Raw genomic sequence first — 12,662 nt, forward strand, 5'->3', positions numbered from 1 at the left:
TCGATGACTGTGACAACGTGATAACCCGCCGCAATGTGTAAAATGTATGTTTCATTCAATCATTTTGTAAGCGCTGTCCACTATGAGGAGACCGATTTGAGAATGAGGAGGATGTTATCATGAATCAAACGCATAGCGAAATATTGCCAAGTGAAGTATCACATTCCAATATGAAGAGTTACGAGCAGGCACGCTCCGAATTTTCATGGGACGAAATCGAGAGACATTTTACTTGGTATGAGACGGGTAAAGTAAACATGGCGTACGAGGCAATCGACCGTCATGTAGCGGAGGGACGAGGAGACAAGGTAGCACTCTTGTACAGTGACGCCGCCCGCGAGGAGACTCTTACTTTTGCGCAATTGAAAGAGAAATCCGACAAGTTCGGCAATGTGCTGCGCAAATATGGCGTGAACAAAGGCGATCGGGTATTTATCTTTATGCCGCGCGGCCCAGAGCTCTATGCCGGTTTGCTTGGTATTTTGAAGGTTGGTGCCGTGGTAGGTCCATTGTTCGAGGCGTTCATGGAGACGGCGGTAAAGGATCGCTTGGAGGATAGCGGAGCGGTTGCGCTGATTACGACGCCTGCGCTGTTGTCACGGGTGAAACGGGATGAGCTGCCCGAACTGAAGCATATTTTTGTCGTTGGCGAAGTGGAAGAAGAGGATCCGCGCCTAGTAAACTACCACAAGGAAGTTGAAGCCGCATCCAGCGAGCTGGAGATTGAATGGCTCGAGCGGGAAGACGGCTTGATCATGCACTATACATCAGGCTCAACCGGGAAACCGAAGGGCGTGTATCACGTGCAGAACGCGATGGTGCAGCATTATTATACAGGCAAGGTTGTTCTGGATTTAAGGGAAGACGATATATATTGGTGTACGGCGGACCCGGGTTGGGTAACCGGTACGTCATACGGTATTTTTGCGCCATGGTTGAACGGCGTGACCAATGTCATTCGCGGAGGCCGCTTTAGCCCGCAGGACTGGTACAGCACATTGGTAAACAACAAAGTAACGGTATGGTACAGCGCTCCGACTGCCTTCCGGATGTTGATGGGGGCAGGTTCCGATCTCATCGACCAGTATGATTTGAGCCATGTACGGCACGTGCTGTCCGTTGGCGAGCCGCTCAACCCCGAGGTAGTGCGTTGGGGACACAAGGCTTACAAGCAGCGTATCCACGATACATGGTGGATGACGGAGACCGGAGGACAGCTGATCTGTAACTATCCGGGGATGGCGATCAAGCCGGGATCCATGGGGCGCCCGTTGCCGGGCATTACGGCGGCGATCCTGGACGATCACGGGAAAGAAGTTGCTCCATACACGATGGGGAACCTGGCCATCAAGACACCTTGGCCGTCCATGATGAGAACCATCTGGAATAACGAAGCGAAGTATCAAGAGTATTTCCGTATTCCGGGCTGGTACATTTCCGGCGACTCGGCCTATATGGACGAGGATGGATACTTCTGGTTCCAGGGCAGAATCGACGATGTGATCAATTCGTCCGGGGAGCGAATCGGGCCATTCGAGGTGGAGAGCAAGCTCGTTGAGCATCCGGCCGTAGCCGAAGCCGGCGTTATCGGTAAGCCTGATGTAACACGCGGCGAGATCATTAAGGCCTTTATCTCCCTGCGTGAGGGCTATACGCCTTCTCAGGAGCTCAAGGATGAAATCTATCGTTTCGTGAAGGAAGGCCTTTCCGCCCATGCCGCCCCGCGTGAAATCGAGTTTAAGGATAAACTTCCGAAGACGCGCTCCGGTAAGATCATGCGGCGCGTATTGAAAGCCTGGGAACTGGATCTGCCGACTGGCGATCTATCCACGATCGAAGATTAATAAGCAGATCATAACAGAGCTGGCATGAAGATGGCTAACCGCCATGTTCATGGCCGGCTCTTTTTTTATTTCAGAGCGTTGTCTCCAGTTAAAAATAAAACCAGCCCATCCACAGAGTAATGTCTGTAGAAGGGCTGGTTTTTACGTAAACGATCTATTTCTTCTCAAAATATACGGCTGGCGAAGCTGCAGATTCACCAATCGGATTGACGGCAGTAATTCTAAAGGTGCCGCCAATCGGGTTGCCCGAGGTATAGTAGAACTCCGTGCTCTTGCTGGAGCCGAGAATCTGGTAGTTCCCGTCACTGTTCGGACTGATATAGATATTGTAGACCATGACCTCTTCTTCCGGAGCGTTTCCGCTCCAAGTGGCCTGGAAACCCTCCGGTGTAGCTGTGAGTGTCGGCTGGCCAGGTGCAGACGGTACGGTCGTCGCGCCTTCATTCCCAAGTCCGGGATCGATACCGGGCTCTTCCTCGGCGATGCCGTCATCAGGCTGGTCGATGGTGTCATCCGGGTTCGTTTCGGTGTCGCCCGGTAATGGGAATCCAGATGCTGTGCCGCCCACAATAGCGCTTGGCTCAGACGTCTTGCCGGCTACGTCAACGGCGACGACGTAATAGGTCGTAAATACGCCGTCAGCTCCAAGACCTGAGAAGACAAGGCTCTCGTCGCCAAGAATGACCTGACCTTGATGTGTGTACGGGCTGCCGTTCACGGACTTAAAGAGCCGGTATCCGACAACATCAGGCGATCCGCTGGCATTAAAGCTGATGGAACCGCTGCCCACCGAATAGTGTACGTTTTTCGGTGGAGTAGGGGCCTTGCCGTCGTCCGTTCTCGGGTCGACCTTGCTTGGCATTCCTTTTTTCGCGTCTTGCGGAAGATAGGATTCCAGCGATTTCTTTTCACCTTTCATAACCTTCAAGGCGTTCTGGAGTTCTACAATCAGCTCGTCAATCGGCTTTTCGCGCTTGATTACGATTTGTTCTCTCAACATATCCAAAGGCGTTGCTTCCTGTGGAATATAATTTACGCCCCGATAGGTAATGTATTTTGCTTTGGCGATGCCGTCATCGCTTTCGGTAGGCACGAACTTCGCGTTGAACAGATCCGTTACGAATTTGTCCGTTAAGGAAGTCGGCAGCTTGCCGCTGTAAGCGGAGACCGTCTTGGACGTTATGCCTTCCGGCTTCTCGAACGATTTGGTTGGGAACAGCTCCGGCTTCACGTCCGTCGCTTCGTTCATGATTCTGGCCCAGATGGCCTGGGCGTGCTTGCGCTGGTCGCCGACAAGCGTATTTTTTTGCTCCTTGTATCCGACCCATACGCCAAGCGTAACATCGGGCGAGTATCCCATGAACCAAACATCCCCGTAGTTCTGGGTGGAGCCGGTTTTACCCACGACGGGAACCTCATTGAATTTCTTGTACGTATCCCGGACCTTGCTGGCGGTTCCGTTCGTAATGACGGTACGCAGCATATCCGTCATGAGGTACGCTGTCTGCTCGGAGAATACCTGCTCCGGCTTTACTTCGTGTTTATAAACAATATTGCCTTTGGAGTCCACGATTTTCTCGATCATGAATGCATCCGTGAATTTGCCTTGATTGCCGATGGAACTGTAGGCGTTCGTCAGCTCTTCCACGGTCACGCCGTAATGCAATCCGCCCAGTACGCCGGTTGAAGCATTATAATCGTCTTCCTCCAAGGTAGTGATGCCCAGCTTCTTGGAAAACTCCCAGGCCTTCTCAATGCCGACCGTGTTGTTAAACAGCTTGAGTGCCACCGTATTGGTCGAATCGTTCAGCGCCTGTCTTGCCGTCATCAATCCTCTGTACCCGGTGTACGAGTTTTTAGGGATATGGAATACTTTGCTGTAGTCCTTTAAGATGATCGGTGAATCGTCCACCACGCTGGCAGGCTGAATCGCCCCCGTATCAAGTGCCGGTAAGTAGGCGGCAATAGGTTTCATGGCAGATCCGGGCTGCCGTTTCATTTGCGTAGCATAATTCATTTGTTCCGTGTTGAAGTCCCTGCCCTCAATCATACCGAGAATGGCGCCGGTTTTGTTGTCGATCATCATCGCGGCGGTTTGCTCCATTCCTTTTTCGGCGCTGTCAGGCAAGTAGTTGCTGTCATCCTCAGCAATGGAACGCATGGTCTTGTAGAGCGTCCGGTCGATGGTGGTGTACACACGGTAACCGCCGGTGCTCAGCTGAGCACGGGAAGCGTCCATCAGATCGGAGTTCGCTTGCGTGCCTTTTGCGTTCTCTTCAGCTTCCTGGCTTAGCTGCATCAGAATGTTCGATGCTTGACGTTCGACTTCCATCATGAGATAAGGATAAGTCACATAGGCTTTCTGCGTCCGAGGAGCCAGCGATTTTTTGATATCGAATGCTTTGGCCTCATCGTATTCGGCTTGCGTTATTTTACCTTCTTCCAGCATGCTTGCCAGCACGCGGTGCTGGCGGTTTATGGCCCGGTTGAACGATTTCTCATCAAATTCTCCTTTGCCGTTGAAGGCCGAGTAGGAGGATGGCAGCTGCGGAAGACCTGCCAAGTATGCAGCTTGGGCCACATTCAGATCATTCAGATTGTTGATGTTGAATATTCCTCTTGCCGCTGCCTTGATCCCGAACAGCTGATATCCGCTCGAGCCGTTGCCGTATGGAACCTTGTTCAAGTAGGCCGTCAAAATCTGGTCTTTACTTAAGAAGCGCTCCATCCGCATGGCCAGCAGCATTTCTTTTACCTTACGGTTATCCGTTTTGTCACGACTTAAAAAAGTAAGCCTGGCCAGCTGCTGCGTCAATGTGCTGCCGCCGGTTTGAACCGGCTCATTCAACACGCGTTCCTTCACGGCGCGAGCGGTACCTTTTATGTCAACACCCTTATGTGTATAAAAACGGTTGTCTTCTATGGATACGACGGCATCTTTAACAAGCTGGGGAATCTCCTTGAACTCCACAGGTCGTCTGTCTTCTTCGGTTCTAAGCTGTCCGATCGGTGAGCCATCCGCGAAGTAGGCAAAGCCCGTTATGGCATTATCGTTCACCGTGTTCTCGATGAGCGCACGCGATCGTACCGGCTCATTCTCGACAATAGAGGTTACATAACCGGCTACGGCTCCTCCGGCGAACAAAACGCCCATCAGACCTACCACAAAGAGCCATCCGATGACGGATCCCAGCACCCGCAGAAAGGACCGTTTTCGCGGTTTTTTCTGTTGTTCAGGCTCTTGTTTTTTCTCCTCAACCATGAATGTATACTCCTCCTTTTAACGCACCTATTATAGCATAAATCGAAGGTTTTGAATCATGTGTACCTATATAGGGTGTCCTTTTTTGAGGAAGAATGACTTTTTTGGGAAGGGTGCAATACATATGCCGCCAAGTTCATACGGGAAAAAAGCTTTGAAGGCCCCTGGTTTAAGGCGGAGCCTTTTGATTCGAAGAAAAAGCCGCGCTCGACAAAAAAAACCTGAAGGCCGGGGCCTTCAGGTTTTTTGGGTTCCGAATAAATCTTAACGGTTGTAGAATTCGACGATTTGTTTCTCGTCGATGTCTTGGGAAAGCTCGGAACGTTCTGGAAGACGGATGTATTTCCCTTCCATTGCTGCTTCATCAAACTCGAGGTAAGCTGGAAGATGCACGCGGTTAGCCAAAGCTTCCTTGATGGAAGAGAGGCTGCGGCTTCTTTCACGAAGGCCGATTACATCGCCAGTGCTTACAGCGTAAGAAGCGATATCGACTTTCTTGCCGTTCACAGTCACGTGACCGTGAGCTACCAATTGACGAGCGCCCGCACGGGAGTTGCTGAAGCCAAGACGGTAAACCAGGTTGTCCAGACGGCTCTCAAGCAGGAACATGAAGTTCTCACCCGCGATACCTTTCATGCTGGTAGCTTTGTTAAACAGGGTGCGGAATTGCTTCTCGCCCAAGCCGTACATGTGACGCAGCTTTTGCTTTTCTTGAAGCTGCATACCGTAGTTGCTTACTTTTCTCCGTTGGTTAGGACCATGCTGACCTGGAGGGAAAGGGCGTTTTGCCAATTCTTTACCTGTACCGCTCAGGGAGATTCCCAGACGACGGCTTAATTTAAATTTAGGACCGGTGTAACGTGCCATGTTATATAGACTCCTTTTTAATTAAAGTTTCATTAGGGCTCTATTTGCGCCGTATTTGTTTGCTCTATCCGTCATCTTCCGGAAGATCTGCCAGGAAAGTTCAGCCGCTGTCCTGTCAGTAACAAATAACGTGAGGGTGACACAACCCGCCCAAATTCATCGAATGCATTGCATTCTTACTCAACAATAAATATTATATGAAGTAATGATATAAAGTCAAGTTCAACCTGCAACTTACTATAACTTGGTTTTTGTCTAATTTTGTCGATAGGACCATGGACCTAAAATTATTGTGAAAAACGCATAAATTCTGATGCAAAAATGGGTAGAAAAGAGTAATATGATATTGGAATAAGTAGTAGCAATTATCTAGTTACATATCGTAGTGTTTTTTGGTTATTATCATTCCCCAACATGTTGAACAGCCGGGTTGCCGCCATGCGGCAGTCGAATGGATCCTTACATTATGAATCGGAACGCCAGTCTTGGATAGGCCTTTTATAATGGTGCAAAGGAGCGCCCAATATGTCAGAAGAACAACGGAAAGTGTATGAAAGCTCTCCCGGTTCTGCGGTCATGTTCAATGATGCCGGGCCAATTCCTGGAAACGAGCCTCGTCTATGGCTTCAGGGCTTGGATATTACACCTCATGATTTCCCTTATATTCAGCCTCTCATATCAGACAGCTATCTGGAGTGGCTAAGAGAAAGCGTTGGCACGCAGGCGATGCGGAAATTCAGCTGGGCCCTTCTTTCTCATGAGGGAGCTTGGCTGACAGGGGCACCCGAACTAACGGAATACGTTCATGCAAGCGAGGATGAGACGCTGGCGCATACGCTCCGTTCGAAAGAAGCCGCCCAAGGCATGGGCAAGGGTTCGCTTGAGGGAAGGGTGCTGTGCGCTGTCCCGCTGTTCACGCGCGTCCATGGCGATTTTTTTGCGGTGATGGTCAGCGTTGCCTCGGGGAGGATGGAGCCGGAGCAGTCGCTCATGCTGACGGAAACTTACGCATTGCTGTTCCGTTCCTGCTTCTACCGCCAGATGGAGTACATCTTTGCGGATGACCTGGAGAAGGTCCACCGCCAAGCCGAACGTGAAGTGCAGAGGCGTTCCATCTTGTTTCAGTACGTGAAGCGGATGCATGTGCAGATCAATGTGGACAGCGTGCTGGTGGAGGCTATTGATAGCGTCCTGGCCCTGTATCCCAAGGCGAAAGTCGAATTATTTATGTCACAGGACCATGAAAGCGTTCATCCGCTCGTGCGTCCGCTGCTGCTCCATCATTGGCAGGAAGAGGTTTATGTTCGCACCTTTATGGAAGGTTCCCTGACGATTCATGAGCATGAAGAACCCGACACGCTGGTGGAGATCGGGATTCCCATGGGAGGCAAGCAGGGCGTGTATGGGGTGCTTCACGTTGAAGTGGACAAGTCGGAACTGCCCGATATGGATCTGGAGCTGCTGGGGATGATGGCCGATGCCGCAGGCACCGCCTTCGAGAACGCCAAACTGTACGAGCAATCCAACCTGATGATCCATGAGCTTCGCATGATTAATGAGCTGACCCAGCGGCTGAACAAAAGCTTGCATTTGGCGGAGATATTTCAATTCGCCAATCATGAGCTCCTCAAGATCCTTGAGGCGGATTACTGCTGCATTCTGATCCATAACGAGGAGCTTGGCGGTCTAGAGGTGGTATCCTGCAACGCCGAGTGGCTGGCCAAGGAGGTCTTCGAGAAGGACTACGGCCTGGGGGGCCTTGTCTATCATTCAAAGGAGCCGCTCATTCTGTCAGACTATCAGGAAGAGCGTCCGGCAGAATCCAGGCTGATGGAGAGTACGCGGTCCAGCTCGATGATTGCTACTCCGCTTATGGTTAACGGCGAGGTGAGGGGCGTCGTCCTGCTCACCCATGCGAAGCGGCATTATTTCTCGTACGACAGCTATCGGCTGCTTCAAGCGCTGACAAGCCATATCGGCTTGGCGATCGGCAATGCCTTTCTGCATGCGGAAGTGAGAAGAATGGCTAACCGGGATATGCTGACCGAGCTGTACGCGAGACATTATCTCGATGAAATGATCCATGAATGCCAGAACCGTGATTTTTGCGGCTCGCTCATCGTGGTGGACATCGACGAATTCAAGCAGGTCAACGACACATTCGGGCACCAGCGGGGGGATAAGATTCTGAAGCAGGTCAGCAGCATCGTAAAAACAACCATTCGTCACAGCGATATTCCGGCCCGTTGGGGCGGTGAGGAGCTTGCGGTGTATTTGCCGGGACTTGGCATTCAGCAGGCGGTGCAGGTTGCAGAACGGATTCGCTTGCGGGTGGCCGAAGAGACCGATCCGCGCGTAACGGTGTCCTGCGGGATTTCCGAGTGGAACTGGACCAATGACAAGATCAGCGTGGAGTCGCTCTTCTATCGGGCGGATATGGCGCTCTACGAAGCCAAGAACGGCGGTCGCAACCGGATCGTCGTGGAGAGGGCCGAAGCCGAGATCGGAATGGATTAGATACCCTGCAGCTAAGAGAGGCTGCAGGGTTTTTTCTGTGATCTGCATAATGTAAGGGGCCGCGGATAGCCTAATAGCAAGATCAACGAGAGGCTGATGATTATGCGAAACAGAAGGTTACGAAGCGTCATCGCATTGATGGTATTCATTTTTGGCTTAACCGGATGCGCCTGGCAGGATCAGCTGACTGCCGAAGAAGCGTTTAACCGTGCTTTGTCGGGGCTGTCCGGCATCGATAATTTCTCTTTTCGAGGAGAAACGGCGATTCGGAGCGGAGAAACAGGACCGTTTGAGGAAAGCCTGGCGTTTGAAGGGAATCTGCGGCATCATTCCGACCTGACCTTATCTTCAAAAGAGAGAAGCACCGTTATAAAGAATGACAAGATGTCTGCCGAGTCGGCATATAAATCGAATGAACTTACCGTGACGCTCAAGCGAAAGGATGGCAAGTGGAACACGCTCTCGTCGGAGCATGCCGGGGGAATGTGGATGAACCGGTTAAATCCGCTGGAATTGCTGGAGTACATGGGCAAGTCGGAGAAGACCGTAACCCGGGAACTGGGGGCCGCAAGAGGAACCAAGGTGCTGCGTGTCGAGCTGTCGCCCGAGGCGGCTGCCCATATGGTGCAGGAGTCGCTGGATGATCAGATGAAGGCGTTGGCTGAGCGGATTGAACGCAAAGACGACCCGTTATACAGCGACGATCCGAAGGTTCGCAAGCGGCTGAAGGAGATCTGGGAAAGGGACTACCATGAAATGAAAAACATGCTGAATGAGGCGGATGCCGTTTCGGTCTGTCATGTAACCATTAACAGAAAAAGCCAGCTGCCTACCAAGATGACCATGGAGCGCAGGTTATCCTTTGTGGACGAACAAGGCAAAACACGTACCGAAACACTGCTGTCGGATGTTACGTTTACCGGTTATTGAGCCATTAAAAATATTTTCACGATGAGCGCTGACGCGAGGCTGCCCGGCGTGCTACAATAATATAAATTTACCGCTGTTCAATTTATACAATAGGGAACAGTCATCATAAGGAGGATAAGACATATGCGTGATCCCAGAATTCAAAAATTGGCTCAGAATCTCGTGAACTACTCCGTGGATATGCAGCCAGGGGAAAATGTGCTCATCGAAATGATCGGATCGGAGCGCGATCTGCTGAATGCCATTATCGAGGAGGTCTCGAAGGGAGGCGGCCGTCCGTTCGTGCAATTGACGGATCGTACGGTCCAGCGCGCGATGTTGAAGAACGCAAATAAGGAGCAGCTTGAGCTGTGGGCAGAGCTGGATCTTGAACGCATGAAAAAAATGGATTGTTACATCGGCATCCGCGCAGGCGAGAACGTCAACGATATGGCTGACGTGCCCGAAGAGAACATGAAGCTGTACAATGCCCTTTACTCGCATCCCGTACATAGCGAAGAGCGCGTGAAGCGCACCAAATGGGTTGTTCTCCGTTACCCGAACGCCAGCATGGCGCAGCTTGCCAACACCAGCACGGAGGCCTTTGAGGATTTCTACTTCGATGTGTGCAATCTGGATTACTCCAAAATGGACCGCGCCCAGGATCCTTTGGCCGAGCTGATGAGGAATACCGACAAGGTTCGCATCGTGGGACCGGGAACGGACCTCAGCTTCTCGATCAAAAACATCGGCGCGGAAAAGTGCTCCGGCCAGAAGAACATTCCGGATGGCGAGGTGTACACCGCGCCCGTTCGTGACTCGGTTAACGGGACGATCGCTTACAACACACCGACTCTTTACAATGGAGTCACCTTCGAAAATATTAAATTCCGCTTTGAAAACGGGAAAATCGTCGAAGCAACAGGGAGCGACACGAAGCGGCTGAACGAGATCCTGGATTCGGATGAGGGTGCGCGGTACATCGGCGAATTTGCCATCGGCTTCAACCCGTACATTTTGACACCGATGAAGGATATTCTCTTCGATGAGAAAATTGCAGGAAGCCTGCATTTTACGCCAGGCCAAGCATATGATGTAACAGACAACGGCAACCGATCCTCCATTCACTGGGATCTTGTTTTGATCCAGCGTCCGGAGTACGGCGGCGGGGAAATCTACTTTGATGATCGCCTGATCCGCAAGGATGGCCTATTCGTTATTCCAGAACTGGAAGCATTAAATCCGGAAAATCTTAAATAGATTGGAAAAAATGTTGCATAAGAAAACGGATTCAATGTATCATGAAGGTGCAGTGATGAGCTTTATTCAGATCCTAAAGTTACGGAGGGATTCGTATGTCCAATAACAATCAATCTATCGTAGAAATTTCGCAAACAGCCAGCCAGTTCACATCCTCCATCGTTTTGCAGGCGGAGAACAAGTACATTGATGTTAAGAGCATCCTGGGTCTGTTCACAACGCTTGTCAACAGCCAAAGCTATGAACTGCATGTACATGGTCCTGATGCCGATGAAGCTAAAAAAGCAATGATCGACGTATTCACCAAGCATGGCTTGAACGTATCCGTCGTGGCTGAATAACATTCGCCAAAAACACCCTTTCAATCCATGGAAGGGTGTTTTTTCGTAGAGAAGGGGTCTATTTTGTTCAGGTCCTTGTATTGAGAAACGATTTCGACTAATATTAAAGATAGTAACTGTGCTGTGATTTTTGACATAGGGGGGAAGATCATGACTTCATCTGATTTACAGGAACAGCTGAATCTCAAAGCGATCAGTCTTCTTCATGAAGATGCAGATAAAATCCTAAAGCTTATTGAAGTACAGATGGAGAATCTGGCGACCCGTTATTGCCCTCTCTATGAGGAAGTGCTGGATACTCAAATGTACGGTTTTTCAAAAGAGGTTGATTTCGCGGTGCGGGCCGGGCTTCTTCCGGAAAGTACGGGAAAGCAGCTGATCAGCAAGCTTGAACGCAATCTGGCGGTCCTGTACGAAGCCATGAATCAATCCAAATAGCCTGTACTCGTACAGGCGCATACATAGAGAAACGCATGTCGCGCTCCCGCGACATGCGTTTTTTTCTAGCTTTTCGATTAGATTTGAATCCGTGGCAATCACCGCCTCCAAGGTTTATACGAGGAAGAAGGAGACGCCCAGTATGACGTATACGGCGAGCAGCAGCAGGCCTTCATACCAGTTGGAGGCGCCGTCCTGCGTAATGGACCTGGCTATGAATACGGCGACGCCGATGGCGACCAGCTCCAGCGTGGTGAAGACGAGATCCATCGTATCCCCAAGGAAGAAGCTGATGAACACAAGCACGGGAGCAACGAACAGGGCGATCTGCAGGCTGCTGCCGACGGCAATTTCTACGGCCGCGCCGATTTTGTTCTTCATCGCAAGCATGATGGCAGCACTATGCTCTGCGGCGTTCCCGATAATCGCTACCAGGAAGGCCCCGATGAACAGCTCGCTCAGGCCATATTCGTGACTGATGGGCTCAAGCACCCCGACAAGCCATTCGCTGACAAACGCAACCATCACGGTGGCGATGACAAGGTACAGAATCGAGCGCTTCTTGGACCAAGTGGACCGCGTTCGTGCGGGAGCGCATCCTGGTCGTGGTCGTCGCTGACATCCGCCAAATAATTTTTATGGGTGATCATCGAGAATCCAAGCCATGCGATGTAGGCCACGATCAGAATTCCCGCCACAATGAGGCTGAGCGTCTTGGTTTCACCCTCCGTAATGGAATGGGTATTCAGAAAGACCGCAGGGATGAACAGGGCGATAATGGCCAGCGTCATCAAGGATCCGTTCAGACCAGCCAGCGTCACATTGTATTTCTGGATTTTAAATTTGAGGCCCCCGGCAAACAGGCTGAGCCCGAGGACGAGCAGCAGGTTGCCGATAATGGAGCCGGTGATGCTGGCTTTCACCATGTCGTACAAACCTTCCTTAATCAGCAGGATGGCGATGATCAGCTCTGCCGCGTTGCCGAAGGTAGCGTTCAGGAATCCCCCGAGCCGTTGGCCGGCGTAATGCGCGACGCTTTCCGTTGCTTTGCCGAGAAAACCGGCGACAAAAATAACCGCGATGGCAGACAGAATGAATTGGAGCGTGAAGTTCCAATTCGCAAAATGTCCCAGCGCACTAAGCAAAAAGGTAAAGATCAGAAGCGCGGGATTGAGCCATTTCTTCATAACCGACACCTACCTTATGGTTTATGTACTGATGAGT

General features: G+C 51.1%; 8 protein-coding genes and 1 pseudogene. 6 read left to right on the top strand and 3 right to left on the bottom strand.

Going from position 1 to position 12,662, the window contains the following annotated elements; all coding sequences use genetic code 11:
- Positions 1-119 precede the first annotated feature (119 nt).
- Entirely contained in the window at positions 120-1,844 is a 1,725-nt protein-coding gene (acsA, locus tag RB298_RS10655; protein ID WP_096773127.1) for an acetate--CoA ligase, read from the top strand.
- Between the two features lie 154 nt (positions 1,845-1,998).
- On the opposite strand, the gene RB298_RS10660 is transcribed toward acsA, so the two are convergent.
- Both RB298_RS10660 and rpsD read right to left on the bottom strand, forming a co-directional pair.
- A complete protein-coding gene (locus tag RB298_RS10660; protein WP_486047035.1) occupies positions 1,999-5,106 on the bottom strand; it encodes a transglycosylase domain-containing protein in 3,108 nt (1,035 codons plus the stop codon).
- Positions 5,107-5,370: 264 nt separating this feature from the next.
- Positions 5,371-5,973 carry a 30S ribosomal protein S4 gene (rpsD, locus tag RB298_RS10665; RefSeq protein WP_009589567.1) on the bottom strand — a complete coding sequence of 201 codons (603 nt, stop codon included), beginning with the start codon at positions 5,971-5,973 and terminating at the stop codon, positions 5,371-5,373.
- Between the two features lie 525 nt (positions 5,974-6,498).
- Here rpsD and RB298_RS10670 point away from each other — a divergent pair.
- The 5 genes from RB298_RS10670 to RB298_RS10690 all read left to right on the top strand — a co-directional run bounded on the left by RB298_RS10670 (position 6,499) and on the right by RB298_RS10690 (position 11,438).
- Entirely contained in the window at positions 6,499-8,490 is a 1,992-nt protein-coding gene (locus RB298_RS10670; protein ID WP_096773129.1) for a sensor domain-containing diguanylate cyclase, read from the top strand.
- Positions 8,491-8,592: 102 nt separating this feature from the next.
- Positions 8,593-9,420, top strand: coding sequence for a hypothetical protein (locus RB298_RS10675; RefSeq protein WP_486047036.1), 828 nt, complete (start codon positions 8,593-8,595; stop codon positions 9,418-9,420).
- A gap of 123 nt (positions 9,421-9,543) precedes the next feature.
- The gene (locus tag RB298_RS10680; protein WP_015734316.1) at positions 9,544-10,659 is read left to right on the top strand and encodes an aminopeptidase; all 1,116 of its coding nucleotides are present in this window, start codon (positions 9,544-9,546) and stop codon (positions 10,657-10,659) included.
- A 95-nt stretch (positions 10,660-10,754) separates the two neighbouring features.
- Positions 10,755-11,000: an HPr family phosphocarrier protein gene (locus RB298_RS10685; RefSeq protein ID WP_009589671.1), complete on the top strand. Its 246-nt coding sequence runs from the start codon at positions 10,755-10,757 to the stop codon at positions 10,998-11,000.
- A gap of 150 nt (positions 11,001-11,150) precedes the next feature.
- Positions 11,151-11,438, top strand: a complete 288-nt coding sequence (locus RB298_RS10690) for an Fpa/YlaN family protein (protein WP_009589686.1) — start codon at positions 11,151-11,153, stop codon at positions 11,436-11,438.
- A 114-nt stretch (positions 11,439-11,552) separates the two neighbouring features.
- Here the strand turns inward: RB298_RS10690 and cax are convergent.
- A pseudogene (gene cax / locus RB298_RS10695) lies at positions 11,553-12,625 on the bottom strand (calcium/proton exchanger).
- Positions 12,626-12,662: the final 37 nt, after the last annotated feature.

Source organism: Priestia sp. BR_2, from assembly GCF_041954005.1.
Classification (GTDB): domain Bacteria; phylum Bacillota; class Bacilli; order Paenibacillales; family Paenibacillaceae; genus Paenibacillus_AQ; species Paenibacillus_AQ lautus_A.

Excerpts from the sequence above, each read along its gene's own strand:
- acsA (WP_096773127.1), top strand. The coding sequence starts at position 120 with ATGAATCAAACGCATAGCGAAATATTGCCAAGTGAAGTATCACATTCC.
- RB298_RS10660 (WP_486047035.1), bottom strand. The coding sequence starts at position 5,106 with ATGGTTGAGGAGAAAAAACAAGAGCCTGAACAACAGAAAAAACCGCGA.
- rpsD (WP_009589567.1), bottom strand. The coding sequence starts at position 5,973 with ATGGCACGTTACACCGGTCCTAAATTTAAATTAAGCCGTCGTCTGGGA.
- RB298_RS10670 (WP_096773129.1), top strand. The coding sequence starts at position 6,499 with ATGTCAGAAGAACAACGGAAAGTGTATGAAAGCTCTCCCGGTTCTGCG.
- RB298_RS10675 (WP_486047036.1), top strand. The coding sequence starts at position 8,593 with ATGCGAAACAGAAGGTTACGAAGCGTCATCGCATTGATGGTATTCATT.
- RB298_RS10680 (WP_015734316.1), top strand. The coding sequence starts at position 9,544 with ATGCGTGATCCCAGAATTCAAAAATTGGCTCAGAATCTCGTGAACTAC.
- RB298_RS10685 (WP_009589671.1), top strand. The coding sequence starts at position 10,755 with ATGTCCAATAACAATCAATCTATCGTAGAAATTTCGCAAACAGCCAGC.
- RB298_RS10690 (WP_009589686.1), top strand. The coding sequence starts at position 11,151 with ATGACTTCATCTGATTTACAGGAACAGCTGAATCTCAAAGCGATCAGT.